This is a genomic window from Pseudomonas sp. PDM16, from assembly GCF_014851865.1.
Classification (GTDB): Bacteria; Pseudomonadota; Gammaproteobacteria; order Pseudomonadales; family Pseudomonadaceae; genus Aquipseudomonas.
The window spans coordinates 128991-155183 of record NZ_JACVAM010000008.1 but is presented as its reverse complement, the minus strand read 5'-3'; the positions used below and the strand labels follow the sequence as shown (position 1 = coordinate 155183).

Annotated in this window: 19 protein-coding genes and 1 pseudogene; 15 read left to right on the top strand and 5 right to left on the bottom strand. The window is 63.4% G+C overall.

Features of this window, described 5'->3' with window-relative positions; translation table 11 throughout:
* Positions 1-7 precede the first annotated feature (7 nt).
* Entirely contained in the window at positions 8-463 is a 456-nt protein-coding gene (locus tag IB234_RS22510; RefSeq protein WP_192322078.1) for a DUF2214 family protein, read from the top strand.
* Between the two features lie 125 nt (positions 464-588).
* Here IB234_RS22510 and speA read toward each other — a convergent pair whose 3' ends face one another.
* The 4 genes from speA to IB234_RS22490 all read right to left on the bottom strand — a co-directional run bounded on the left by speA (position 589) and on the right by IB234_RS22490 (position 4941).
* Positions 589-2502: an arginine decarboxylase gene (gene speA, locus IB234_RS22505; RefSeq protein WP_192322077.1), complete on the bottom strand. Its 1914-nt coding sequence runs from the start codon at positions 2500-2502 to the stop codon at positions 589-591.
* A 118-nt stretch (positions 2503-2620) separates the two neighbouring features.
* Positions 2621-2992, bottom strand: a complete 372-nt coding sequence (locus IB234_RS22500; RefSeq protein ID WP_192322076.1) for a translation initiation factor Sui1 — start codon at positions 2990-2992, stop codon at positions 2621-2623.
* A gap of 345 nt (positions 2993-3337) precedes the next feature.
* The gene (locus tag IB234_RS22495; RefSeq protein WP_192322075.1) at positions 3338-3871 is read right to left on the bottom strand and encodes an NUDIX hydrolase; all 534 of its coding nucleotides are present in this window, start codon (positions 3869-3871) and stop codon (positions 3338-3340) included.
* Positions 3871-4941, bottom strand: a complete 1071-nt coding sequence (locus IB234_RS22490; protein ID WP_192322074.1) for a DUF2333 family protein — start codon at positions 4939-4941, stop codon at positions 3871-3873. The genes IB234_RS22495 and IB234_RS22490 overlap by 1 nt, the downstream gene beginning before the upstream one ends.
* 234 nt (positions 4942-5175) lie before the next feature.
* Here IB234_RS22490 and IB234_RS22485 point away from each other — a divergent pair, with 234 nt between their 5' ends.
* The 12 genes and pseudogenes from IB234_RS22485 to purD all read left to right on the top strand — a co-directional run bounded on the left by IB234_RS22485 (position 5176) and on the right by purD (position 20474).
* Positions 5176-6804 (top strand): diguanylate cyclase, encoded by a 1629-nt coding sequence (locus IB234_RS22485; protein WP_192322129.1) that lies wholly within the window; start codon positions 5176-5178, stop codon positions 6802-6804.
* 1522 nt (positions 6805-8326) lie between these two features.
* A pseudogene (locus tag IB234_RS24505) lies at positions 8327-8842 on the top strand (methyl-accepting chemotaxis protein); the annotation flags it as partial.
* A 108-nt stretch (positions 8843-8950) separates the two neighbouring features.
* Complete coding sequence (locus IB234_RS22475; protein ID WP_192322072.1) at positions 8951-10750, top strand: protein-disulfide reductase DsbD; 1800 nt, start codon at positions 8951-8953, stop codon at positions 10748-10750.
* Positions 10751-10872: 122 nt separating this feature from the next.
* Positions 10873-11316 (top strand): type II 3-dehydroquinate dehydratase, encoded by a 444-nt coding sequence (gene aroQ, locus IB234_RS22470; RefSeq protein WP_192322071.1) that lies wholly within the window; start codon positions 10873-10875, stop codon positions 11314-11316.
* 25 nt (positions 11317-11341) lie between these two features.
* Positions 11342-11800 (top strand): acetyl-CoA carboxylase biotin carboxyl carrier protein, encoded by a 459-nt coding sequence (gene accB, locus IB234_RS22465; protein ID WP_192322070.1) that lies wholly within the window; start codon positions 11342-11344, stop codon positions 11798-11800.
* A 16-nt stretch (positions 11801-11816) separates the two neighbouring features.
* Positions 11817-13172: an acetyl-CoA carboxylase biotin carboxylase subunit gene (accC, locus tag IB234_RS22460; RefSeq protein ID WP_192322069.1), complete on the top strand. Its 1356-nt coding sequence runs from the start codon at positions 11817-11819 to the stop codon at positions 13170-13172.
* Positions 13173-13411: 239 nt separating this feature from the next.
* On the top strand, positions 13412-14290 hold the full coding sequence (prmA, locus tag IB234_RS22455; RefSeq protein ID WP_192322068.1) for a 50S ribosomal protein L11 methyltransferase: 879 nt from the start codon (positions 13412-13414) through the stop codon (positions 14288-14290).
* Between the two features lie 64 nt (positions 14291-14354).
* Positions 14355-15734 (top strand): DUF3426 domain-containing protein, encoded by a 1380-nt coding sequence (locus IB234_RS22450; protein WP_192322067.1) that lies wholly within the window; start codon positions 14355-14357, stop codon positions 15732-15734.
* Positions 15735-15946: 212 nt separating this feature from the next.
* The gene (gene dusB / locus IB234_RS22445; protein WP_192322066.1) at positions 15947-16945 is read left to right on the top strand and encodes a tRNA dihydrouridine synthase DusB; all 999 of its coding nucleotides are present in this window, start codon (positions 15947-15949) and stop codon (positions 16943-16945) included.
* Positions 16942-17277: a DNA-binding transcriptional regulator Fis gene (gene fis, locus IB234_RS22440; RefSeq protein ID WP_043307105.1), complete on the top strand. Its 336-nt coding sequence runs from the start codon at positions 16942-16944 to the stop codon at positions 17275-17277. The genes dusB and fis overlap by 4 nt, the downstream gene beginning before the upstream one ends.
* Before the next feature lie 74 nt (positions 17278-17351).
* Positions 17352-18959 (top strand): bifunctional phosphoribosylaminoimidazolecarboxamide formyltransferase/IMP cyclohydrolase, encoded by a 1608-nt coding sequence (gene purH, locus IB234_RS22435; protein ID WP_192322065.1) that lies wholly within the window; start codon positions 17352-17354, stop codon positions 18957-18959.
* 222 nt (positions 18960-19181) lie between these two features.
* The gene (purD, locus tag IB234_RS22430) at positions 19182-20474 is read left to right on the top strand and encodes a phosphoribosylamine--glycine ligase (RefSeq protein ID WP_192322064.1); all 1293 of its coding nucleotides are present in this window, start codon (positions 19182-19184) and stop codon (positions 20472-20474) included.
* Positions 20475-20671: 197 nt separating this feature from the next.
* On the opposite strand, the gene IB234_RS22425 is transcribed toward purD, so the two are convergent.
* A complete protein-coding gene (locus IB234_RS22425; protein ID WP_192322063.1) occupies positions 20672-22348 on the bottom strand; it encodes an MFS transporter in 1677 nt (558 codons plus the stop codon).
* A gap of 316 nt (positions 22349-22664) precedes the next feature.
* On the opposite strand from IB234_RS22425, the gene IB234_RS22420 reads away from it, so the two are divergent.
* Together IB234_RS22420 and IB234_RS22415 are read left to right on the top strand one after the other, a co-directional pair.
* Positions 22665-25436 carry a hybrid sensor histidine kinase/response regulator gene (locus tag IB234_RS22420; RefSeq protein WP_192322062.1) on the top strand — a complete coding sequence of 924 codons (2772 nt, stop codon included), beginning with the start codon at positions 22665-22667 and terminating at the stop codon, positions 25434-25436.
* Positions 25437-25507: 71 nt separating this feature from the next.
* Positions 25508-26104 (top strand): MarC family protein, encoded by a 597-nt coding sequence (locus tag IB234_RS22415; protein WP_192322061.1) that lies wholly within the window; start codon positions 25508-25510, stop codon positions 26102-26104.
* The last annotated feature ends 89 nt before the right edge of the window (positions 26105-26193 follow it).

The following is a 26193-nucleotide window of genomic DNA, read 5'->3' as shown; positions in this document are numbered from 1 at the left end:
AAAACCCATGGCCGATGCCATCGCCGCCAGCCTGCACTACCTGTCGATCTTCGTCCTGTTCTCCCTGCTCACCTGCGAGCACGTACTGTTCAAGGCCGACCTGGACCATGCCACGGCACAGCGCCTGCTGCGCATCGACATGATCTACGGCGTCACCGCCGGCCTGGTATTGGCCACTGGCGCGGCGCGGGTGATCTGCTTCGGCAAGGGGCTGGACTACTACCTGCACAACTGGATGTTCCATGCCAAGGTCAGCCTGTTCATCCTGATCGGCCTGCTGTCGATCCTGCCGACTCTGACCTTCTTCAACTGGCGCAACGACCTGTTGGCCGGCAAGGCGCCAACCATCACTCCGGCCCAGGCCAGTCGCACCATCTGGGTGATCCGCCTTGAGCTACTGCTGCTCGTCTGCCTCCCCTTCCTGGCCAGCCTGATGGCACGCGGGGTCGGCTTTTTCAGCTGATTCGCCGCCCATGAAAAAGCCCGGCGATTGCCGGGCTTTTTTGTTGCTCGGGCCAGTGAGAGGCGGCCACGCACTGCCTGCGTGCCCCTCACCCCAGCCCTAGAGCGCACCTCAGCGACCAGCCCTCAGGTCGCCAGGTACGAGGAGCGCGTCAGCCCCAAACGCAGCGCATCCAGGTACTGCGAACGCTCGTTGGCGGTGAGCTTGGCGCCGGCCACCTTGTCGCGGTAGTAGGTCATCAGCTCCTCCGGGGACAGGTGTACGTAGCGCAGCATGTCCTCGATGGTGTCGTGAGTCTCGATGCCGGTGTGGAACACACTGCCGTCCGGGCGCTGATAGATATTCACAGAATCGGTGTCGCCGAACAGGTTGTGCATGTCGCCGAGAATCTCCTGGTAGGCGCCGACCAGGAACACACCAAGCACGTAGTCCTCACCCTCGCGCACCTCGTGTACCGGCAGGCTGGTCTCGATCGACTGCTCGTCGACGTACTGGCGGATCTTGCCGTCGGAGTCGCAGGTCAGGTCCTGCAGCACGGCACGGCGCAGTGGCTCTTCTTCCAGGCGGGTCAGCGGCAGAATCGGCAGGATCTGGCCGATGGCCCAGGTGTCCGGCAGGCTCTGGAACACCGAGAAGTTGCAGATGTACTTGTCGGCCAGCTTGTCATTGAGCTCGTCGAGCACCGCGCGGTGCGAGCGCTGGCGCGCCTTGAGCTGATTGTGCAGGCGACGGCAGATGGCGAAGTAGCACTGCTCGGCCAGGGCCTTCTCGGTCAGATTGAGTTTGCCGGCGGAATACTGCGCAGCCACCTCTTCAATGTAATGAGTGGCACGCCAGTAGCTCTCGGCAACCATTTCCGGGTCACTGTCGGCCAGCAGGTCGATGAGGTTCTGCAGCACTTCCGGCTGCTCGATGGCCGGATCGATCTCCGGCACGTCGTCGTTGTGGCGTTCGACGTCGGTCACCTGCACCACCAGCACGGCGTGGTGCGCGGTCATGGCCCGGCCGCTCTCGGAGAAGATGTGCGGGTGCGGGATGTCCTGGCGGTCGCAGAATTCCTTGAGCATGTCGACCACAGTGGAGGCGTAGTCGTCCATGTCGTAGTTGATCGAGCTGGCGTTACGCGAATGGGTGCCGTCGTAGTCGACGCCCAGACCGCCACCAACGTCGATGTGGTCGACCGGCAGGCCCAGACCGCGCAGCTCGCCGTAGTAGCGGATGGCCTCGCGGAAGCCCTTGCGGTAGTCGGCGATGTTGGCGATCTGCGAACCCATGTGGAAGTGCAGCAGGCGGATACCCTGGTCCAGCTTGGCCGCCTTGAAGCGTTCGACCACCGAGAGGATCTGCGCGGCAGACAAACCGAACTTGGACTTCTCGCCGCCGGTGTCGGCCCACTTGGAGGACGCCAGCGAAGACAGGCGCACGCGCAGGCCGACCTGTGGAGTGACCTTGATCTTGGCCGCCTCCTCGATGACGAACTGCACCTCGGATTCCTTCTCGATCACGATGAACACGTTGTGGCCGAGCTTCTGGCCCATCAGCGCCAGGCGGATGAACTCGCGATCCTTGTAGCCGTTGCAGACGATGGTGCCGCCCTTCGGCGCCAGTGCCAGCACGGCCATCAGCTCAGGCTTGGAGCCCGCTTCCAGACCGATGGAAACGTCTTGGGTAGCGATGATGTTCTCCACCACCGCTTCCTGCTGGTTGACTTTGATCGGGTACAGGGCGGTGTAGCGGCTGCCGTATTCGAGGCGCTCGATGGCCGCGTCGAAGGCGCTGGTCAGCTGGCGCACGCGCGATTGCAGGATGTCCGGGAAGCGCACCAGCAACGGCAGCGACAGGCCGCTCTCACGCAGACCGTCAAGCTGGGCATACAGGTCGATCGGCGCGCTTTCCGGGCCGTTGGGACGCACTTCGACACGACCGGCATCGTTGATCGAGAAGAATCCGGCGCCCCAGTGGCGAATGCCATACACGCTGCGGCTATCCGCGACTGTCCATTGGCTGCCATCGTCTTTGCGGGTGCGTCTTGCGGCCATCGAGGTCTCCTGTAGGCGAGAAAAAGGGCTGCCGCCCGGCAGCTCTTGTACGGTACGAATATGAAGGTTGCAGGAGAGTGGACTCCCCCTCCTGCATGGAAGTTTAGGAAGTGGTGCGTCAGCCGCCGGACTTCTTGGCCTTGAATCCGCGCTTGGTCAGCTCTTCGAGCAGCAGCTCGACCATGTCGCCCTGGATTTCGATGACGCCATCTTTCAGGCCGCCGCCGCATCCACAGCGCTTCTTCAGCGCGCTGGCCAGCTCTTTCAGCTCGGCCTCGGCCAGCGGCACGCCAGTGACGGTGGTGACGGTCTTGCCGCCACGCCCCTTGGTCTCGCGACGTACGCGGGCGATGCCATCGCCTTCGGGGATCTGGCTCTGCTTGCAGATGCAGGCGGCCACGGGCTGACCACAGTCGGGACAGTGCCGACCGGCATCGGTGGAATAGACGAGACCGCTCAGGGCGGAGAACGACGAAGCTTTCTTGACCACCGGCTTTTCCTCATAGGGGTCAGGATAGCGACTGGCCGGCGAGTGCCGACCGCGGGGCCCCACTCAGGCAGGGGCAGCGCAACCAGGCATGGCGCCTGGCTTTGAAGGTGGCGCAGTGTAAGGGCAAAAGGCCGGGTTGCTAAGTGCGAAATTGCGCCATTGATCGACGGATTGGCGACCCTGTGCGGCATCATGCACAGTGCGCCGGGAAATACTGCACGAAACCACGTCCGGCGTGGCTTGCAGGGGGGCTCTCATTCGCGGCGATGGTAGGGAAAACTCGCCAAAGGCAATACACCGAACGAAGGTGGACTACCGCTGCGCGGCGAGGCCGCTCCAGCCGACTCAGACGCTGGCCAGGTAAAGCCGCAGGGCCTCCAGCGAGTCCGGGCAGCAGGGCTTCTCCAACGCATCGGCCAGGGCCTGGGCAGGAGGAACGAAGTGCGCCTCCATCACCTCCTCCGGCTGCAGCACCAGCGGTGCATCGGATACCGCGGAAAACACCGCGCCCCACAGGCGATTGCCCGGCTCATCGAAGTAGAAGCGGCCATGCTCGCGCAAACGCACGTCGGCGATGCCCAGTTCCTCGAACAACTCACGGGCGGCGGAATCGGCGTAGCTCTCGCCCTCACCAACCATGCCGCCAGCTGCCACGTCCCAGTAACCGGGGTACACGGCCTTGCTCAGGGTTCGGCGGTGCACGCACAGCTCGCCACGAGAGTTGAATAGCAGGATAAAGGTGCCACGACCGATCAATCCTTGCTCGCGCAACTCCGCTCGGGGCAAGCCGCCGAGCGGACAATCCTGCTCATCCACCCATGCGACCCGCTCTGCGTCTGAGGCAGCACGATGGGCCGCCTCACGCGGTGAAACCGCCATCAACCCTGGCTCAGCAAGGTACGCAGGTCGATGATCGCCGCGTTAGCGCGAGAGATGTAGTTGGCCATCACCAGTGAATGGTTGGCCAGCACGCCGTAGCCGCTGCCGTTGAGCACCATCGGACTCCACAGTGGCTCCTGGGCCGCCTCGAGCTCACGGATGATCTGGCGCACGCTGACAGTGGCATTCTTCTTCGCCAGCACGTCGGCGAAATCCACCTCGATGGCACGCAGCATGTGCGACAGTGCCCAGGCTTGACCGCGGGCCTCATAGAACACGTTGTCGATCTGCAGCCAGGGCGTTTTCACCTCTTCCTCACGCACCGGCACCACCTGACCCGCGGGCACAGGCTGGTTGGCCTCGACATCGGTGTCCAGACGCACCCGACCTACGCTGGCCGAGAGGCGCTGAGACAGCGAGCCCAGACGAGTGGCGACATCGCCCAGCCAGTTGTTCAGGTTGTCGGCGCGAGCATAGAACTGGGCCTTTGGCTGGCTCGGGTCGGACAGCGCCGCCAGGTAGCGGTCCAGCGACTTGATGCCCTCAGCATATTCCGCCTCCGAGGCTGGCAGTGCCCAACTCTTGTTGTCGAAGTTGAAGCGCGGCTCGGCCTTGGCCAGGTTGGGGTCCTCGGTGGACTGCGACTGGGAGCGGGCGAAGTCCTTGCGTAGCGCGCGCGACAGATCACGCACCTGCACCAGCACGCCGTATTCCCAAGCAGGCATGTTGTCCAGCCACAGGCCGGGCGGAGCAAGATCATTGGACAGGTAGCCACCTGGTTTGCTCAGCAGGGTCTCGGAGACCTGCTTGAGGGTCTCCACCGTGGTGTAGCCATTGACGATCTTGCGCTGCGCCTGTTCTGCCGCTGATTGCGCATGCTGTTGCACGGGGAACAGGTCCGGCTCCTGGCTCCAGTACCAGCCCACCAGCATGGCGCCCAGTAGGTAGAGACCGAGCAGGGTGCCGATGGTCTTGCCGAGCCAGCCACCACGAGCATAGCTGCGCACACCGTCCACCGAATCGTCGACATTGCCACGCAGCTCACCTGCGCGATTCTTCCAATCCAGCATGATCTTGGTCCTTGATTGCGTCTTCGCTTGATCCGACCCTAACCTTGGTCGATCCGTTCTGCACTATAAGTGAAGCGCAGGACCATGGCAGTGACATATTGGCCTCCAAGCCGCTGATTCGGCCAAAAGCTGGAAAATTGGCGTCAAATGATTAAAGGTTAACCTCGAACGCCCACTCCAGTGGTAGCATCAGGCCATCATGCAGCCCACGAGGCTGACTATCATCAGATGCGAATCATGATCGAGCACGAAGACCCTAGCCGCGACCGCCTCAAGCAACACTTCGCCAAGCGTGTGATCCACCAGGCGAGACAAGTGCTGGAGGTGTGGCAGCGACTGCAGCAGGAAGAGTGGAATGCCACCTCGCTGGCCGAACTGGTGGAGGCGAACCTCGGTCTGCTGCGCTACGCCGAGCGCTTCGAACAGGACCTGCATGTCAGCCTCGCACGCTCGATCAGCCATTGCCTTGAGGCCGTAGAGACCAATCGAGGCCGCCTGACCAGCCAGCTGATCATGGAGCTGAATCAACTGATGCAGCGCCTGTCTCGCACCGGGCTGCGCCATGGCGATCAATACGAACAGACTTACCTGCCACCGCTGCGCAAGCCGGTGTACCTGGCTCTGCAGGATCAGGACCGTGCCCAACGCCTGGCGCAGCAGTTGGAATTTTTCGGCCTGCACGCCCAGTCATTGGATACGGCCAGCGCGTTTCGCACCGCCATGGGTGAGCGTCACCCCGCGGCGATCCTGATGGAAGTGGATTTCTCCGGCCCCGACCAGGGCCTGATTCTGGCTGCAGAAGCACAGGAGGGACTCGAACATAAACTGCCGCTGCTGTTCTTCAGCCATGATGACGTCGACACCCCTACGCGACTGGCCGCAGTGCGCGCCGGCGGACAGGAGTTTTTCACTGGTACCCTCGACGCCTCCAGCCTGATCGAGCGCATCGAAATCCTCACCAATGTGGTGCAGTACGACCCCTACAAGGTTCTGATCATCGATGACTCACGAGCCCAGGCAATCCATACGGAGCGGGTCCTCAACAGCGCAAGCATCATCACCCGGACGCTGACCGAACCGATCCAGGCCATGGCTGAGCTGGCCGACTTCCAGCCCGACCTGATCATCCTCGACATGTACATGCCCGACTGCAACGGAACGGAACTGGCCAAGGTGATCCGCCACAATGATCGCTATGTCAGCGTGCCGATCATCTATCTATCCGCCGAGGACGACCTGGACAAGCAGCTCGACGCCATGAGCGAGGGCGGCGATGACTTCCTGACCAAGCCCATCAAGCCACGCCACCTGATATCCACGGTGCGCAACCGTGCCGCGCGGGCGCGCAACCTCAAGGCGCGCATGGTGCGCGACAGCCTCACCGGGCTCTTCAATCACACCCACATCCTGCAGTTGCTGGAAGATGCGCGCTTCCGTGCCCGTCGCGACGAACAGCCGCTGACCTTCGCCATGCTCGACATCGACCACTTCAAACGGGTCAACGACACCTACGGCCACCCCATGGGCGACCGGGTGATCAAGAGCCTGGCCCTCTTCCTCAAGCAGCGCCTGCGCAAGACCGACCATATCGGCCGCTACGGCGGCGAGGAATTCGCCGTGGTCCTGCCGGATACCGACGCCGTCACCGCCGCCAAGGTGCTCGACGAGATTCGCCAGCGCTTCTCCGAAATCCATTACCCGGCCCAACCCCACGACCTGACCTGCACCTTCAGCTGCGGCATCGCCGAGATGAGTGGAGGCATGGACATCAACACTCTCTCCAAGCAAGCCGACGAGGCGCTTTACGTCGCCAAGCGTGGTGGCCGCAACCGGGTCGAGATCTACCTGGACGAACAAGCGTGATCTGCATCACAGAGTCATAAAGCCGTAACCCAATCGCAATAACCTATGGGCATCGCCAGCTTTTCCGGTGCCCATCATGCGTCTCAAGCAGATTACCAACCTCTCTACCCTCCTCCTGATCACTTCGTGCCTGGCCCTGGGTGGCACGCTCTGGTGGTCCGAGCGAGCGCTGGAGCAGCCCTATCTGCTGATGCAGCGCTACCTCAATCTGTCCCAACAGTTCCAGCACCAGGTTGCCGAGAACGTCCAGGCCTACCTGGCCAGCGGCGACGCCGTACGCCACAGCCAGGCGACCCAGGCCATCAGCGAGCTGCAGAATCGCCTGGACGAGCTGCCCAGCGCACTGGCCAGCGCCCTGCGCCCGAGCCTGGAAGACCTCAACAGCTTTGCTTCGACCGACCTGCTCGCCGCTGGCAAGCTGGCAGGTGATCCTCAAGGGTTGCTGCTGCAGGCCGAACGAGAGATGGCCGGTGCGCTCGACCAGCTGACCCGTTACGCCGATGACAGCGGTAGTCCGCAGGCTCACAGCTACGCACCACCACTTTTCCGTGCCTCCCAACACCTGATCCGCCTAGCCCATGCGCGTGACAAGCTGGTCAGCAGCGGTCGCAGCGAGCTGGCCGCCGATGTGGAACGCGAACTGGCGGCGCTCAACCAGCAAGCCACGGCACTGGATGCTCTGCCCCTGCTTGGAGTGACCGACAGCACCGACGCCGGCAACAGCTTCGCCGACATGCTCGGCCTGGCCGGCGATACCGATCAGAAACAGGCGGAAGACAAGGGTGTCGCGCTAAAACGCGATTTCGCCAGCCTGGTCAAGCGCTACCCAGCCGAACTGACACGAACCCGCGCGCTGATCCAGCAGCGGGGCGAACTGGTCAGCACCAGCACCGCCAAGATCGATCACCTACAGACTGCCCTGGCCGGACTGGAGCCTCTGGTGAAGGCCGAGCACGGTCGTATCCAGGGGGAAGCTCGCCTTATCCAGGGCCTGGTGATCGGCCTGATCCTGCTGATCGCTCTCGGCCTGGACCGCATCCAGCGCCGCCTGAGCAACCTGCTCAGCCGTCTGGCACCCGAGCTCTCTACCTGGGCCGCCGGCGACTTCTCCCGCGACGTGCACCTCGACTCACGCACCCGTGAGTTGCGTGACATCGAGGAATCGCTCAACCACCTGCGCCGCTATCTGGTGGAGCTGGTCGGCACTATCCACCAGCATGCAGGCGAAGTAGCTGGCAGCAGCCGCACCCTTGCAGAGCTGAGCCACGGCCTGCATGGTGGCGCCGAGCGCCAGCTGGCTGATACCGCACAGATCCGCGATGCCTTGGGCGAACTGGAGGGAACCATCGCCCGGGTCGCCGACGACGCCAGCCATGCCGCCGATGCCAGTCGCGATGCCAGTCGGGCCGTGGAACAAGGCCAGCGGGTGATCGAGCAGAGCCTGACCGGGCTGCACGCATTGGTCAGTGAGGTGCAGGGCAACGCCCAGTCCATCGAGCAATTGGCCGACGAGACCGCGACCATCGGCCAGGTGCTGACCGTGATCCGCGGGGTCGCCGAGCAGACCAACCTGCTGGCGCTAAATGCAGCCATCGAGGCAGCCCGCGCCGGCGAAGCCGGACGTGGATTTGCCGTGGTGGCCGACGAGGTACGCTCGCTGGCCCAGCGCACTAGCGGTGCTACCGAGGAAATCCAGCAGTTGATCGCACGCTTGCAAGGCGCAGCGCAGCAGTCGGTGACCGCCATGCGTGCCCAGGTCGAACATGCCGAGGCCACTGCCGGCCAGGCCGAGCAGGCCGACGGTGCGCTGGACGAGGTGGTGGTGGCCATCCGCACCATCGCCAGCATGGCCGAACGTATCGCCGAGGCTACTGCCCAGCAGGGTGGAGCCGCCAGCGAAATCCGTGATCGCAGCGAACGCATCCACCACCTGGGCGGGGACAACCTCACCCGCATCGGTGAAGGTCGCGCCCAGGGAGAACAGCTGCTGCAACTGGGTGGGCGCCTGCACACAGCAGTACAGGCCTTCCGCGTGTAACCACACATCGCTCCGGCAATATCCACTGACACCCTGCGCCAGTGGGTCGCCTAGGGTCGGCCGGTCGACTTGGGTATGATGCCGGCACGTCTCTCGTGCGAGCCCGTCATGCGCCGTCTGCTCCCCCTGTTCCTGATGTTGTTCACCCTGCCCGCCCTGGCAGGCCTGTTTGATGATCCCGCCCCGCGTGGTGTGATCGGCGATGCGCCGCTGAACAATAGCGGCGACTTCCTGCCGGTGCGCGAAGCCTTCCGCCTGAGCCTGGTGGAAAGCACGGCAAAATCGGTGAAGCTGCGCTTCGTCAATGCGGAGGGCTACTACCTCTATCGCCATCGTTTCCAGTTCCGTATCGAGCCCAGCGACCTGGCCAAGGGCGAGCCCGTGCTCCCGGCGGGCGAGCCGAAACACGATGAGTTCTTCGGCGATGTCGAGGTGTATTACGGCGTCACCGACATCGAATTGCCGATCAACAACCCAGTCGACCTACCCTTCACCGTCCATGCCAGCTACCAGGGCTGTGCCGACAAGGGCCTGTGCTACCCACCGGAGAACGAGCGCATCGAGGTCGACGGCAAGGGAGCCGCGCAGACCATCAAATCCGACGAAGCTCCAAATTCTGCACCGACCCAGGCAGGCTGGAGCTGGAGAGAGCTGGCGCTGTTCTTCCTCGGGGGCCTGGCCCTGACCTTCACACCCTGCGTGCTGCCGATGCTGCCGATTCTCACCGGCGTGGTCCTGCGCGGCCAGCCGGGCGGCGCGCGCAGCCTGGTGCTGTCGCTGGCCTACGTGCTGCCGATGGCGCTCAGCTTCGCCATCCTCGGCGCGCTGATGGGCCTGTTCGGCGCCGAACTCAACCTGCAGGCACGCCTGCAGTCACCCTGGGTTCTGGTGCCGTTCGCCATCTTCTTCGCTCTGTTCGGTGCCGCCAGCCTGGGGTTCCTCGAACTGCGCCTGCCGGCCGCTATCGATGGCCCGCTGCAGCGTTTGAGCCAGCGCCTGCAGGGCGGCACCGTCCTCAGCGCCGCCGCCCTCGGCGTGCTCTCCAGCCTGCTGGTCTCACCCTGCGTGTCGGCGCCGCTGGCCGGCGCCCTGCTCTATATCAGCGCCAGTGGCGACGCCCTTGGCGGCGGCCTCAAGTTGCTCGCACTGGGTCTGGGCATGGGCGCACCGCTGGTGCTGTTCGCCGTGGGCGGTGGCGCGCTGCTGCCGAAATCCGGCCCCTGGATGCTCGCCGTACGCAACGCCTTCGGCGCCCTGCTCATGGCCGTTGCCGTATGGCTGTTGGAACGTGTGGTTCCCGGCCCTGTCGCCCTGGCCCTGTGGGGCCTGCTGGCGGCAGGCGTAGCGCTATGGCTTGGCGTGCTGGAACTGACGCCCAAGACCCATCACCAGAAGCTGGCTCAACTGATCGGTCTGCCTCTGCTGGTCTATGGCGTGATCGCCTGGATCGGTGCCCTGCAGGGGCAAAGCGACCCGTTGCGCCCATTGGGTCACGCCGAGGCAGCCGTCATGGCCTCTGCATCAGGCGTGCAAAAGAGCGAATGGCAGACCATCACCATTCCAGCCGAACTGGATGCCGCCCTGGCATCAGCCAGGAGCGCCGGTCAGCCGCTGCTGCTGGACTGGTACGCGGACTGGTGCATCAGCTGCAAGGTGATCGAACGCGAAGTACTGACCGCACCGGCCGTAACATCGCAACTAGGCGGTTATCGACTGGTACGCTTCGACATCACCGAGAGCCGGGCGGACCAGCGCGAATTGCTGGACCGCTATCAGCTGTTCGGCCCGCCGGCGATTCTGTTCTTCGGCGAAAAGGGTGACGAATGGTCGGATTTGCGTGTCGTAGGTGAAATCAGCGCCGCCGACTTCGCCGATCGCCTGACCCGCGCCGCCGCCCGCCAGAACTGACGACGTCATATTTCTGCCGCAAATTTCGTCCATCTTGCCGACTACTCCCGGCAACTGGACAGCCCGCAGCGCTTTCGGCATAGTCCCGGCCATTCCACGGTCAGAACAACAAGGAAGCGCCCATGGCCACCCTCCTGGTGCTGCACGGCCCCAACCTCAACCTGCTGGGCACCCGCGAGCCCGACAAATACGGTGCCACCACCCTGGCCGAGATCAATCAGGATCTGGAGCAGCGTGCCCGCGCCGCAAGCCATCACCTGATGTACCTGCAGAGCAACGCCGAGTATGAGCTGATCGACCGCATCCATGCGGCGAAAGGTGAAGGAGTCGACTTCATCCTGATCAATCCGGCCGCTTTCACTCACACCAGCGTCGCATTACGTGACGCATTGCTGGCGGTGAGCATCCCATTCATCGAAGTGCACCTCTCCAACGTGCACAAGCGCGAACCATTCCGCCATCACTCCTACTTCTCCGATGTAGCGGTGGGAGTGATCTGCGGCCTTGGCGCCAGCGGCTACCGACTGGCCCTGGAGGCCGCCCTGGAACAATTAGAACGCCCCTGACCTCACCCTTGGGAGTTGCAAAACTATGGATATCCGTAAAGTCAAAAAACTGATCGAGCTGCTGGAAGAGTCCGGTATCGACGAGCTGGAGATCCGCGAGGGCGAAGAGTCCGTGCGCATCAGCCGCCACAGCAAGCAACCGGCCTACGCCCCGCAACCGGTATACGCAGCAGCACCGGCTCCGGCCGCAGCACCTGTTGCAGCCGCCGCTCCGGCCGAAGCCGGTGCCCCGGCCGCCGCCAAGCTGAACGGCCACGTGGTCCGTTCGCCGATGGTCGGCACCTTCTACCGCGCCGCCTCGCCAACCTCCGGCAACTTCGCCGAAGTCGGTCAGACCGTGAAGAAAGGCGACATCCTGTGCATCGTCGAAGCCATGAAGATGATGAACCACATCGAGGCCGAGGCCAGCGGCGTGATCGAATCGATCCTCGTCGAAAACGGCCAGCCGGTTGAGTACGACCAGCCCCTGTTCACCATCGTCTGATGACGGGGAGCCCGTAATGCAGAAGCTGGAAAAAGTCCTGATCGCCAACCGCGGCGAAATTGCCCTGCGCATCCTGCGCGCATGCAAGGAACTGGATATCAAGACGGTGGCGGTCTATTCCACCGCCGACCGCGAACTGATGCACCTTGGCCTGGCCGACGAGACTGTCTGCATTGGTCCGGCGCCGGGCGCGCAGTCCTACCTGAGCATTCCGGCGATCATCAGCGCCGCCGAAGTCACCGGCGCCACTGCGATCCACCCGGGCTACGGCTTCCTCGCCGAGAACGCCGACTTCGCCGAACAGGTGGAAAAATCCGGCTTCGCCTTCATCGGCCCGACCGCCGACGTGATCCGCCTGATGGGCGACAAGGTTTCCGCCAAGGACGCCATGATCAAGTCCGGCGTGCCCGTGGTGCCTGGCTCCGCCGGCCCGCTGCCGGAAGACGAAGAAGCCGCGCTGAAGATTGCCCGTGAAGTCGGTTACCCGGTGATCATCAAGGCCGCTGGCGGCGGCGGTGGTCGCGGCATGCGCGTGGTGCACAAGGAAGAAGACCTGATCAAGTCGGCCAAACTGACCCGCACCGAGGCTGGCGCCGCGTTCGGCAACTCGATGGTCTACCTGGAGAAGTTCCTCGGCAATCCGCGTCATGTAGAGGTCCAGGTACTGTCCGACGGCCAGGGCAACGCCATCCATCTTTTCGACCGCGACTGCTCGCTGCAGCGCCGTCACCAGAAGGTTCTGGAAGAAGCTCCTGCCCCACTGCTCGACGAGAAGGCCCGCGCCGAAGTCCTGCAACGCTGCGTCGATGCCTGCGTCGAGATCGGTTACCGCGGCGCCGGCACCTTCGAGTTCCTCTATGAAGACGGCCGTTTCTACTTCATCGAGATGAACACCCGCGTACAGGTCGAGCACCCGGTCACCGAAATGGTCACCGGCGTCGACATCGTCAAGGAGATGCTCAGCATCGCCGCGGGCAACAAGCTGTCGATCAAGCAGGAAGACGTGAAGATCCTCGGCCACGCCCTGGAGTGCCGGATCAATGCCGAAGACCCGGACAACTTCATGCCCTGCCCCGGCAAGGTGAAGCACTTCCATGCCCCGGGCGGCAACGGCATTCGCGTCGATTCGCACCTGTACAGCGGCTACTCGGTTCCGCCGAACTACGATTCGCTGATCGGCAAGCTGATCAGCTACGGTCGTACCCGCGACGAAGCCATGGCGCGCATGCGCAACGCTCTGGAAGAGATCGTGGTCGACGGGATCAAGACCAACATCCCGCTGCACCGCGACCTCACTCGCGACAAGGGTTTCATCAAGGGTGGTGTGAACATCCACTACCTCGAGAAGAAGCTGGGCATGGACAAGCACTGAGCCGTCCTGCCAAACAAAGGCCGCCTTCGGGCGGCCTTTGTCGTTTCCCTCCCCAGAGTCCGCTCAAGATCTCGCGAGCTAGAGCAAAACGGTGGCGGGAATGGCCGAGGACGCGCAGTTTACGGATGGTAAATGAGCAGTCCGAGACCGTTTCCAACGCCGTTTAGCCGACGCGCAGCAGATTTTGAGCGGGCTCTCAAGTAAGCTGCGCGCCCACGCAACACCACACGAGGTTCGCCATGCCCTGGTTACAAGTCCGTCTCGCCATCACCCCGGAACAGGCGGAGACTTACGAAGACGCCCTGCTCGGCGTCGGCGCCGTGTCGGTAACCTTCATGGATGCCGAGGATCAGCCGATCTTCGAGCCGGACCTGGGTACCACCCCGCTGTGGTCCAACACCCACCTGCTGGCCCTGTTCGAGGCCGACACCGATCCGGCCAATCTGGTCGCGCACCTGCAGTTGCTCACCGGTGGCGAGCTGCCGGCCCACGAGATCGAGCACATCGCCGACCAGGACTGGGAACGCAGCTGGATGGACAACTTCCAGCCCATGCGCTTCGGTCGACGCCTGTGGATCGTGCCGAGCTGGCACGCCGCGCCGGAGCCGGAGGCGGTCAACCTGCTGCTCGACCCGGGCCTGGCCTTCGGTACCGGCACCCACCCGACCACTGCGCTGTGCCTGGAATGGCTGGACGGCCAGGACCTGGCCGACTGCAACGTGATCGACTTCGGCTGCGGCTCGGGCATCCTGGCCATCGCCGCTCTGCTGCTTGGCGCACCACAGGCCATCGGCACCGATATCGACCCGCAGGCACTGGAGGCCTCGCGCGACAATGCCGGACGCAACGGCATCGATCCGGCACGGTTCCCGGTCTACCTGCCCACCGACATGCCACAACAACCGGCAGAAGTGGTGGTGGCCAACATCCTGGCCGGCCCGCTGGTCTCGCTGGCACCGCAGATCACCAGCCTGGTCAAGGCCGGTGGCCGACTGGCGCTGTCCGGCATCCTCGCCGAGCAGGCCGAGGAAGTGCGCGCCGCCTACGAGGGCGCCTTCGACCTCGACCCGACCGCGATCAAGGACGGCTGGGTACGCATCAGCGGGGTGAAGCGCTAGCAACGCTTGTATTCCCAGGCCCCTGCTTGGGTAAACTAGCGCCCTGTTTCGCACGGACCGCCGCATGACCGACAGCTTCGTCACTCAATGCCCTCACTGCCGTACCAGCTTCCGCATCAGTCGTGCGCAGCTGGGCGCAGCCCATGGTGCAGTCCGCTGCGGGGCCTGCATGCGCGTGTTCAATGCTGCCCAGCAATTGCTGGTGGATCAAAACAGAGCCAGCAAACCAGCTGCCCTGCCCTCCACCCCGACACCGCCCGCGACCAGATCAGCAGCTCCTGCCGAACAACCGATCACTACACAACCACCGCGCCCTGCACCTGCGCCAGTGGCCACAACAGTGCCGCCCGCGGCCATGCCGCCGGCTCCTCCTGCCAAGCCGAGCCAGGCACCGGCACCGGAAAAGAAGTCCGTCGACACGCTATGGATTCACGACGACCTGGACCTCGACAGCCTCGACCTGGACGAAGAGCTAGCCAAGCTTGAGGAACAGGAGATGCAGCTGTCTCGCGAGTTTCTCGCGATGGAGAGTGCGCCCAAGCCCGGTGAACACCGGCCGCATACCGATGACGAAGACCCCCGTCACGACGAGAGCTGGGCCGAGTCGCTGATCAAGGACGAGCCGCCGAGCAAGATCGAAACCCAGCAAACAGCTCGTCCAAGGCCGCTATCGGAGCCCGAACTCAAGTCCGAGCATCGCCCACAACCTGCGACGCCGACTGGCAAAACCGAATCACCGGGCCTACCCAAGCCCGTCGATAAGCCACCACGCGAGCGCGATGAACCAGAACTGGGCGACTTCAATGAGCAGGATGACAATGCCGAGGCAATCGACGACGGTGATTACGGCATCGCCGAACCAGCAGCCAAGCCCGCTCGTAGCGAGCCGGCCCTGCGCAACAACAACCTGCTCGACCTCAGTGACGACCCGTTGCAGCTGGACTGGCAGCAACCGAAGAAGCCCTGGGGCCGCTGGATCGGCTGGGGCCTGCTGAACCTGATCGCCGCCGGCGCCCTGGCCAGCCAGTACGTGATCTACCACTTCGAAGAACTGGCGCGTCAGGACCAGTACCGCCCCTGGTTCGAGACCATCTGTCCGGAAATCGGCTGCACCCTACCGTCCAAGGTCGATATCTCCCAGATCCGCAGCACCAACCTGGTAGTGCGCAGCCACCCGCAATACATGGACGCGCTGATGGTCGACGCCATCCTCTACAACCGCGCACCCTTCGCCCAGCCGTTCCCACTGCTGGAACTGCGCTTCGCCGACCTCAACGGCCAGCTGATCGCCAGCAGCCGTTTCCGCCCCAGCGAGTACCTCAGCGGCGAGCTGGCCGGCCGCGACGAGATGCCGCCGCAGACGCCGATCCACATCTCCCTGGAGATCAAGGACCCAGGCTCCAGAGCGGTCAACTACAGCCTCAGCTTCCACTCCCCCGAATAGGTCGAAAACGCCTGATTCCCGGCGTTTTCGCCACTTCACCTAGCCAACGGCGATAACCCGATGGCTGCTCATAATTTGTTCAAAACAGCCTTTATCCGGTCACCGAGAGCGGGTATCATGCCCTCCCTTTTTCGCACTCCCCCGATCGCCGTTCCGCACTTTGGCAGGCTACGCCATTGCCCGAAACGACCCTCGAGACAACAGGGATGACCATGTCGGTGGTACGCATCGGCCCTTACACACTGCCCAATCAGCTGATCCTCGCCCCCATGGCGGGCGTCACCGATCAGCCGTTCCGACAGCTGTGCCGGCGCCTTGGCGCCGGGCTGGTAGTCTCGGAAATGGTCACCAGCGACGTGCGTCTGTGGAACAGCCGTAAATCCAGCCTGCGTATGATCCATACCGGTGATCTCGAGCCACGCTCGGTGCAGATCGCCGGTGGCGATCCCGAGATGCTGGCCGAAGCCGCCCGTCGCAATGTGGAGATGGGCGCGCAGATCATCGACATCAACATGGGCTGCCCGGCCAAGAAGGTCTGCAACAAGGCCGCCGGTTCGGCGCTGATGAAAGATGAAGAATTGGTGACGGCAATCCTCGACGCCGTGGTCAAGGCGGTCGACGTGCCGGTGACCCTGAAGATCCGCACCGGCTGGGATCGCGCGAACAAGAACGGCATCAACGTGGCCAAGATCGCCGAGCAGGCTGGCATCGCCGCCCTCGCCGTGCATGGCCGCACCCGCGCCGACCTGTACACCGGCGAGGCCGAGTACGACACCATCGCCGCCATCAAGCAGGCGATCTCGATTCCGGTGTTCGCCAATGGCGACATCGATTCGCCGCACAAGGCCAAGGCCGTGCTCGACGCCACCGGCGCCGACGCCCTGCTGATCGGCCGTGCGGCGCAAGGGCGGCCGTGGATCTTCCGCGAGATCGCTCATTACCTGGCGACCGGCAAGGAGCTGCCGGCGCCAACGCTGTACGAAGTAGAACGAATCCTGCTGGAGCACCTGGCCGCGCTGCACGCCTTCTATGGCGATCTGATGGGCGCCCGCATCGCCCGCAAGCATGTCGGCTGGTACCTGGCAACGCTACCCGGCGCCCGCGAGTTCCGCGCCGAGTTCAATCGTCTGGAAAGTACGGACGCGCAGTACACCGCCGCTCGGCAGTTCTTCGCCGAGCAGAACAATAAAGGAGAAGGGGTGGCCGCATGACGAGGATGACCGAGCCTTTTTTTGAGCAATCAGTTTTTGATGGGGCAGTACCCGTGAGCGACAACGCCAACCTGAAGCAGCACCTGAACACTCCGTTCGAGCAGGGCCAGACCCTGCGCGACAGCGTGGAGAAGGCCCTGCACAACTACTTCGCCCATCTCGAAGGGGCCGACGTCACCGACGTCTACAACCTGGTCCTGACCGAGGTCGAAGCGCCGCTGCTGGAAACCGTGATGAACTACGTCAAGGGCAACCAGACCAAGGCCTCCGAGCTGCTCGGCCTGAATCGCGGCACCCTGCGCAAGAAGCTCAAGCAATACGATCTGCTGTAAGCCTCGAATACATGGAAAAGGGCGGCCCTGGGGTCGCCTTTTTTACTGAATCTCCAGCTCCGATGGACTTTGCAATGACCGACCAGACCACCCGCCTCCCCGTTCGCCGCGCCCTGATCAGCGTCTCCGACAAGACCGGCATCCTCGAGTTCGCCCGTGAACTCGTCAGCCTGGGCGTGGAAATCCTCTCCACCGGCGGCACCTACAAGCTGCTCAAGGACAACGGCGTCGCGGCCGTGGAAGTGGCCGACTACACCGGCTTCCCGGAAATGATGGACGGTCGCGTGAAGACCCTGCACCCGAAGATCCACGGTGGCATCCTCGGTCGTCGCGCCCTCGACGGCGCAGTGATGGAGCAGCACGGCATCAAGCCGATCGACCTGGTCGCGGTCAACCTCTACCCCTTCGCCGCCACCGTGGCCAAGCCGGGCTGTGACCTGGCCGACGCCATCGAGAACATCGACATCGGCGGCCCGACCATGGTTCGCTCCGCCGCTAAGAACCACAAAGACGTGGCCATCGTGGTCAACGCCAGCGACTACGCCGGCATAGTCGATAGCCTCAAGGCCGGTGGCCTGAGCTACGCCCAGCGCTTCGACCTGGCCCTCAAGGCCTTCGAGCACACCGCTGCCTACGACGGCATGATCGCCAACTACCTGGGCACCATCGACCAGAGCCGCGACACCCTGAGCACCGAAGAGCGCGGCGCCTTCCCGCGCACCTTCAACAGCCAGTTCATCAAGGCCCAGGAAATGCGCTACGGCGAGAACCCGCACCAGAGCGCGGCGTTCTACGTGGAAGCACAGAAAGGCGAGGCCAGCGTGGCCACCGCCATCCAGCTGCAGGGCAAGGAACTGTCGTTCAACAACGTGGCCGACACCGACGCCGCGCTGGAATGCGTGAAGAGCTTCGTCAAACCGGCCTGCGTCATCGTCAAGCACGCCAACCCGTGCGGCGTGGCCGTTGCCACCGACGCCGAAGGCGGCATCCGCAAGGCCTACGACCTGGCCTACGCCACCGACACCGAGTCGGCCTTCGGCGGCATCATCGCCTTCAACCGCGAGCTGGACGGCGAAACCGCCAAGGCCATCGTCGACCGTCAATTCGTCGAAGTGATCATCGCCCCGAAAATCTCCCAGGCCGCCCGCGACGTGGTTGCCGCCAAGGCCAACGTACGCCTGCTCGAATGCGGCGAATGGCCGGCCGAGCGCAGCGCCGGTTGGGACTTCAAACGCGTCAACGGTGGCCTGCTGGTACAGAGCCGCGACATCGGCATGATCAAGGCCGAAGACCTCAAGGTGGTCACCAAGCGCGCGCCGACCGAACAGGAAATCCACGACCTGGTGTTCGCCTGGAAAGTGGCCAAGTTCGTCAAATCCAACGCCATCGTCTATGCCAAAGGCCGCCAGACCATCGGCGTCGGCGCCGGCCAGATGAGCCGCGTCAACTCCGCACGCATCGCCGCGATCAAGGCCGAGCACGCCGGCCTGCAGGTCGCCGGTTCGGTGATGGCCTCCGACGCCTTCTTCCCGTTCCGCGACGGTCTGGACAATGCGGCCAAGGTCGGCATCACCGCGGTGATCCAGCCGGGCGGTTCGATGCGCGATGCCGAAGTCATCGCCGCAGCCGATGAAGCCGGCATCGCCATGGTATTCACCGGCATGCGCCACTTCCGCCACTGACCGTGGCGCGGCCGCGCTGTAGCAGGCGTCTGCGTTGTTGCGGACGACTTCGCTAATGCTCATTGCCAGTTGGCAACTGCGCTTATCGAAGCCATCCGCGCCTAGCATCCACCAGCTCCATCGCGGCCCGATAGATTGCTAGAAGCAAAGTTTTCGTAGGGTGGATAACGCTCTGTTTATCCACCGAACGGGCCCAGAGCCCGCCTCCACTGGGAGAGAGACATGAACGTATTGATCATTGGCAGCGGCGGTCGTGAACACGCCCTGGCCTGGAAAGTGGCGCAGGACAAGCGCGTCGAGAAAGTCTTCGTCGCCCCGGGCAACGCCGGCACCGCCACCGAAGCCAAGTGCGAGAACGTCGCCATCGACGTGCTGGCCATCGAGCAACTGGCCGACTTCGCCGCCCAGAACGTGCAACTGACCATCGTCGGCCCGGAAGCGCCGCTGGTGAAGGGCGTGGTCGACCTGTTCCGCACCCGCAAGCTGGACATCTTCGGCCCCACCGCCGCCGCCGCCCAGCTGGAAGGCTCCAAGGCCTTCACCAAGGACTTCCTGGCGCGCCACAACATCCCCACCGCCGACTACCAGAACTTCACCGAAGTCGAGCCGGCGCTGGCCTACCTGCGTGAGAAAGGCGCACCGATCGTGGTCAAGGCCGACGGCCTGGCCGCCGGTAAAGGCGTGATCGTTGCCATGACCCTGGCCGAGGCAGAGGAAGCCGTGCGCGACATGCTGTCGGGCAACGCCTTCGGCGACGCCGGCGCGCGCGTAGTAATCGAGGAGTTCCTCGACGGCGAAGAAGCCAGCTTCATCGTTATGGTCGACGGCGAGAACGTGCTGCCAATGGCCACCAGCCAGGACCACAAACGTGTTGGCGACGCCGACACCGGCCCGAACACCGGCGGTATGGGCGCCTACTCGCCCGCTCCAGTGGTCACCGCCGACGTGCACAAGCGCGTGATGGACGAAGTGATCTACCCGACCGTGCGCGGCATGGCCAGCGAAGGCAACGTCTACACCGGCTTCCTCTACGCCGGCCTGATGATCGACAAGGCTGGCAAGCCGAAGGTCATCGAGTTCAACTGCCGCTTCGGCGACCCGGAAACCCAGCCGATCATGGTCCGCCTGGAATCGTCCCTGGTGCTGCTGGTCGAGGCCGCCCTGGCCAAGGCGCTGGACAAAGTTGAAGCGACCTGGGACCCGCGTCCGACCGTGGGTGTGGTGATCGCCGCTGGCGGCTACCCGACCGACTATGCCAAGGGCGACGTGATCGAAGGCCTGGACGCCGCTGCCAAGATCGACGGCAAGGTGTTCCACGCCGGTACCGCGCTGAACGCAGCCGGTGAAATCGTCACCGCGGGCGGCCGCGTGCTGTGCGCCACCGCCATCGGCAAGAGCGTGTCCGACGCCCAGCAACAGGCCTACCGCCTGGCCGAGCAGATCCGCTGGAACGGCAGCTTCTACCGCAGCGACATCGGCTACCGCGCTATCGCCCGCGAGAACGGCGAAGGCTGAAAAACCTGCTCACGGCCCTCTGCGCGTCGGCCCTACTGCGTTAAAAACAGGTTCGGAATGCTCATGTACAAAAGTACATTCCGCTTCCTCGCCTGTTTTTGCCTTGTATGGCTCTAGCTCGATAACCGTGAACACGTTTTTGCCCCTTTCAATGAAAAGGCCCCGCACTGCGGGGCCTTTTCATTTGCGGATGGAGGTCAGTGCCAGTCGCGCAGGTCGCGGTCCTTGGTCTCCGGCATCAGGAACAGGCCGATGATGAAGGTCATCACCGCCACCACGATCGGGTACCACAGCCCGTAGTAGATGTTGCCGGTAGCGGCGACCATGGCGAAGGCAGTGGTCGGCAGGAAGCCACCGAACCAGCCGTTGCCGATGTGGTACGGCAGCGACATCGCGGTGTAGCGGATGCGCGTCGGGAACAGCTCTACCAGCAGCGCCGCAATGGGCCCGTACACCATGGTCACGAACAGCACCAGGATGGTCAGCAGCAGCACCAGCATCGGCGTATTGATCTGCGCAGGGTCGGCCTTGGCCGGATAGCCCGCACTGCGAATCACCTCGGTCACCCTGGCATTGAAGGCATCGGACTCGGCCTTGAACTGCTCGGCCGGCATGCCGGCGCCGGAGAACGAGGCGATGGTCTGCTCGCCGATACGGATGCTGGCGTTGGTCCCGACCGACGCCGCCTCGTTGGCGTAGTTCACCGAGTTGCGGGCGAGGAAGCCCTTGGCGATATCGCATGAGGTGACGAACTTCGCGGTGCCCACCGGGTTGAACTGGAAGGAGCACTCGTTGGGATCGGCCACCACCGTCACCGGCGCCGAGACCTGGGCTTGCTCCAGCGCCGGGTTGGCGTAGTGGGTGATCAGGCCGAACAGCGGGAAATAGGTCAGCGCGGCGATCAGGCAGCCGCCTAGGATGATCGGCTTACGCCCGATCTTGTCCGACAGCCAGCCGAACACGATGAAGAACGGCGTACCGATGAGCAGAGACAAGGCGATCAGGATGTTCGCCGTGGCACCGTCCACCTTGAGCGTCTGGGTCAGGAAGAACAGCGCGTAGAACTGCCCGGTGTACCAGACGACCGCCTGACCGGCGGTACCACCGAACAGGGCGATCAGCGCCACCTTGGCGTTTTCCCAACGGCCAAAGGCCTCGGTCAGCGGCGCCTTGGAGGTCTTGCCCTCCTCCTTCATCTTCTTGAAGGCCGGGCTCTCGCTCAGGGTCAGGCGAATCCACACCGAGATGCCTAGCAGCACGATGGAGAGCAGGAAGGGGATACGCCAGCCCCAGTCAGCGAAGGCTTCCTCACCCAGCCAGGTACGAGTACCAAGGATCACCAGCAGCGACAGGAACAAGCCCAGGGTCGCGGTGGTCTGGATCCATGACGTGTAGAAGCCGCGCCGACCATGTGGCGCATGCTCGGCCACATAGGTCGCTGCGCCACCGTACTCGCCGCCCAGCGCCAGGCCCTGGAACAGCCGTAATACGATGAGAATGATCGGCGCCGCGATGCCCCAGCTGGCATACGAGGGCAGGATGCCGACGATGAAGGTCGACAACCCCATGATCAGGATGGTGATGAGGAAGGTGTATTTACGCCCAACCAGATCGCCCAGGCGCCCGAAGAAGATCGCGCCGAACGGCCGTACCGCGAAACCGGCGGCGAAGGCCATGAGGGCGAAGATAAAGGCTGCGGTGGGGTTTACCCCGGAGAAGAACTGCGCCGCGATGATTGCCGAGAGGGAACCGTATAAATAGAAGTCGTACCATTCGAAGACGGTGCCGAGGGAAGATGCGAAGATGACCTTGCGCTCTTCCGACGTCATGGGACGGGCCGGCGCATGGCCGGGTTCTGCGGTTGACACGCTCATATAGGCTGCCTCCGACGACCAGTCGGCAAAGAGCGAGATCGCCCTTCGCCCGGACGTCTTTCTTGTGATTGTTCTAACGAGGAAGGCTAGACCCACTACAAACAAGAGGCATTAGACTTTAGTCTAAAGTACTTGAAGTCTTATCGAATAAATGGCAAGAGCGCTTTCGATTGACATGATTCCCTGCAAAATTGCCAATCTGGAAGCGATTTCGCGGCGAACTTGCGGCGCCGTCATAGATGAACTCGGCCGGCAAGGCTGCCTTTTAAACCCTGCCCAAATATAATTCCTGGATCAACGAAAGAAGGGATTCCACTTGCGTCGGCTCTGGATCGCCACAGGATTCATCGTCAGCCTGCTTCTCGGTCTGTCGGTATCGACCTCTTCCGCTGCCGCAGGCACGGACGAGAGCTGGTCGATTCTGCTGGACAAGTCGGCCCAGCTGACATTTGACGAGGTGCTGGCGCAAAGCTCGCGCTTCCAGCCGCTGGACCGGCAGGCCTTCAATCTCCCCGCCTCTCCGCAGGCTGTCTGGCTAAGAGTCGATACCAAGGCGCTGGCTTCTCCGCACTGGCTTTGGCTGTTTGCCCCGCGCATCCAGCATCTGGACTTCTATCTGGTCCGCGATGGCCAGCTGGAGCAGCAACAGGGAACAGGCGAAGCGCTGAAGGCCAACTCACGTCCCCTGCCTTCGCGGGCCTATTTGTTCAGCCTGCCCAATGACAACCAGCCACGGGTCGCCTACCTGCGCATGACCTCCAATCACGCGCTAATGATGTGGTTCAAGGTCATCGACGACTCAGAACTGGTGGCGCAGGAGCGTCCGGCATATCTGTTCGGAGCCCTTCTCGGCGGCCTGCTGCTGATGGCGCTGTTCAATCTGTTGCGCATGACCTACTCGCCGACTGCCAGCAACCTCTGGCTATCCGGCATGCACGCCGCTCTGGCACTGAGCGCGGCAGCCAATATCGGTCTGCTCGCCATCTTCCTGCCCAACAGCAACCTCAATCCTTCACTGATCGCCGACCTGGCTGCGCTCTCCGCCGTGCTCTGCCTGCTCGGCTATACACGCTTCTTTTTCTGCGAGACCTCCGTCGAGCGAAGCCCGCTGCGCCACCTGCTGCACCTGGAGTTTGCATTGATCGCGCTGGCCATGGCGTTGATCGGCATCAGCGAGCTGTTCTGGAAGGGATGGCTGGTATATGCCCTGGTAGCACTGGCCTCCCTTAGCGTATCCGCCATCGCATTCGTCCACTGGCGCGGAGGCTATCGGCCAGCACGCCTGATCTTCGCTGGCGTTCTGGTGTTCGATCTGGGCTTCGCCGCCCTGGCACCTATGCTGCTCGGCTTCGAACAGTTCAATCCGGGCTGGCTGTCGATCAGTCTGTTCAGCATTGCAATGATCGGCGGCCTGATACTCAGCATCGCGCTCTCCGAGCGCCAACGGCAGTTCCAGAGCGACACTCTGTCCCGGCGCACCAGCGAGGCCGCGACCAGCGCCGAGCTGAAGACCAAGGCCGAGTTCCTGGCCAAGATCAGCCACGAGATCCGCACCCCCATGAACGGCGTGCTGGGCATGACCGAGCTGCTACTGGGCACGCCGCTGTCGGCCAAGCAGAGAGACTACGTGCAGACCATCCACAGCTCCGGCAACGAGCTACTGACGCTGATCAACGAGATTCTCGACATCTCCAAATTGGAGTCCGGGCAGATCGAACTGGACGACGTGCAGTTCGACCTCAATGCCCTGATCGACGACTGTCTGGATATTTTCCGTACCAAGGCCGAGCAACAGAAGGTCGAGTTGATCAGCTTCACCCAACCCCAGGTACCTCGCGTCATCAGCGGCGATCCAACACGCCTGCGCCAGACCCTGATGAGCCTGCTGGACAACGCCTTCCGCCAGACCGACGAGGGCGAGATTTTGCTGGTGGTGGCCCTGGACACTGAAGGCAAGGAGCCACGTCTGCGCATTGCCGTGCAGGATAGCGGGCGCCCTCTGGAGCCCGGCGAGCGCGATGCTCTGCTCAATACCCAGCTGCATAGCAGAGACTTCCTCTCCGCCAGCAAGCTAGGCGGACGACTCGGTCTGATCATCGCTCGCCAACTGGTGCGTCTGATGGACGGTGAGTTCGGCGTGCAGAGTGGTGGCAGCGCCGGCAGCACCCTGTGGCTGACGCTGCCGCTCGATCCACAGCGTCTCGAGCAACCGACCACCGATCTCGACAGCCCATTGCAAGGCGCCCGCATCCTTGTAGTCGACGACAACGAGACCTGCCGCAAGGTGCTCCAGCAGCAATGCAGCGCCTGGGGCCTGCAAGCCAGCGCCGTCGCCTCCGGCAAGGAGGCGCTGGCTCTTCTGCGCACCAAGGCGCATCTGCGCGAGTATTTCGATGCCGTATTGCTGGATCAGGAGATGCCCGGCATGACCGGTATGCAACTGGCGGCCCGGATCAAGGAAGACCCCAATCTCAACCATGACATCCTGCTGATCATGCTCACCGGCATCAGCAATGCACCCAGCAAGATCATCGCCCGCAACGCCGGAATCAAGCGCATCCTGGCCAAGCCGGTGGCCGGCTACACGCTGAAGACCACCCTAGCCGATGAGCTGGCACAGAGGGATGCAGGTACCCCACGCCCCCTGCACATCGACAGTGCGCCCGTGCAGGTACCGGAAGACTTCCGCATTCTCGTCGCCGAAGACAACAGCATCTCCACCAAGGTTATTCGCGGCATGCTGAACAAGCTCAACCTGAGCCCGGACACCGCCAGCAACGGCGAAGAGGCACTGCGCGCCATGCAGCAGCAGCACTACGATCTGGTGCTGATGGACTGCGAAATGCCCGTATTGGATGGTTTCTCCGCCACCGAACAGCTCCGTTCCTGGGAGCAACGCGAACGACGCGAGCGCACACCGGTCGTGGCGCTGACCGCGCATATTCTCGCCGAACACAAGGAGCGTGCCCGCCAGGCAGGCATGGACGGACACATGTCCAAACCGGTGGAGATGTCGCAACTGCGTGATCTGGTGGCCTTCTGGGTCAGCGAACGCGAACGCCGCCAGCGTAACGCCCTGCCGTCCTGATCCAGGGGGTGGCAACGCCGCCCCAAGCCCCTCTATGCTTCCCCCATCGCCCCTCTGACGAGCCCTGCCTCATGCTTTCCGTGCTGTTCAGCCTGTACCTGAAAATGCTGGTCCTCTACAGCCCGTTCTTCGTACTGTCCTGCTTCCTCGGCCTGACCCCTGGCTACAGCGTCAAGGAGCGCAAGAAGCTGGCCTGGAAAGTCGCCTTTGGCACCTTGGTGGCCAGCGTGTTGCTATACCTGTTCGGCCAGACCATCTTCGAGATCTTCGGCATCACCGCCGACGCCTTCCGTATCGGCGCAGGCAGCGTGCTGTTCATCTCGGCCCTGGGCATGGCCCAGGGCAAATCCGCGGTACAGGCGGACAACGTACAGCAGGACGTCACCATCGTGCCGCTGACCATCCCGCTGACCGTCGGCCCAGGCACCATCGGTGCCCTGCTGGTAATGGGCATCAGCCAACCGGAGTGGGATGACAAGCTGCTGGCCATCCTCGCCATCGGCATCGCCAGCGCCACGGTCGGCGCCGTGCTCTACCTGTCCGACCGTGTCGAACGCCTGATCGGCCAGCAGGGCCTGCAGATTCTAAGCCGCCTGATGGGCTTGTTCGTCTGCGCCCTGGCTGCGCAGATCATCTTTACCGGCGTGCGCGGCTACCTCGCACCCTGACGCCCTTCCCGCTCCGTCCTGGCGCACCACACCCGCTCGCCGGCCCCCAAACGGGGCGGCGATGTCTCTTTGCTCACCAAAATAATCAT

What these genes read in the sequence shown, in the direction of transcription:
- IB234_RS22510 (WP_192322078.1), top strand. Translation starts at nt 8, where the DNA reads ATGGCCGATGCCATCGCCGCCAGCCTGCACTACCTGTCGATCTTCGTC.
- speA (WP_192322077.1), bottom strand. Translation starts at nt 2,502, where the DNA reads ATGGCCGCAAGACGCACCCGCAAAGACGATGGCAGCCAATGGACAGTC.
- IB234_RS22495 (WP_192322075.1), bottom strand. Translation starts at nt 3,871, where the DNA reads ATGGCGGTTTCACCGCGTGAGGCGGCCCATCGTGCTGCCTCAGACGCA.
- IB234_RS22490 (WP_192322074.1), bottom strand. Translation starts at nt 4,941, where the DNA reads ATGCTGGATTGGAAGAATCGCGCAGGTGAGCTGCGTGGCAATGTCGAC.
- IB234_RS22475 (WP_192322072.1), top strand. Translation starts at nt 8,951, where the DNA reads ATGCGCCGTCTGCTCCCCCTGTTCCTGATGTTGTTCACCCTGCCCGCC.
- aroQ (WP_192322071.1), top strand. Translation starts at nt 10,873, where the DNA reads ATGGCCACCCTCCTGGTGCTGCACGGCCCCAACCTCAACCTGCTGGGC.
- accB (WP_192322070.1), top strand. Translation starts at nt 11,342, where the DNA reads ATGGATATCCGTAAAGTCAAAAAACTGATCGAGCTGCTGGAAGAGTCC.
- accC (WP_192322069.1), top strand. Translation starts at nt 11,817, where the DNA reads ATGCAGAAGCTGGAAAAAGTCCTGATCGCCAACCGCGGCGAAATTGCC.
- prmA (WP_192322068.1), top strand. Translation starts at nt 13,412, where the DNA reads ATGCCCTGGTTACAAGTCCGTCTCGCCATCACCCCGGAACAGGCGGAG.
- IB234_RS22450 (WP_192322067.1), top strand. Translation starts at nt 14,355, where the DNA reads ATGACCGACAGCTTCGTCACTCAATGCCCTCACTGCCGTACCAGCTTC.
- dusB (WP_192322066.1), top strand. Translation starts at nt 15,947, where the DNA reads ATGTCGGTGGTACGCATCGGCCCTTACACACTGCCCAATCAGCTGATC.
- fis (WP_043307105.1), top strand. Translation starts at nt 16,942, where the DNA reads ATGACGAGGATGACCGAGCCTTTTTTTGAGCAATCAGTTTTTGATGGG.
- purH (WP_192322065.1), top strand. Translation starts at nt 17,352, where the DNA reads ATGACCGACCAGACCACCCGCCTCCCCGTTCGCCGCGCCCTGATCAGC.
- purD (WP_192322064.1), top strand. Translation starts at nt 19,182, where the DNA reads ATGAACGTATTGATCATTGGCAGCGGCGGTCGTGAACACGCCCTGGCC.
- IB234_RS22425 (WP_192322063.1), bottom strand. Translation starts at nt 22,348, where the DNA reads ATGAGCGTGTCAACCGCAGAACCCGGCCATGCGCCGGCCCGTCCCATG.
- IB234_RS22415 (WP_192322061.1), top strand. Translation starts at nt 25,508, where the DNA reads ATGCTTTCCGTGCTGTTCAGCCTGTACCTGAAAATGCTGGTCCTCTAC.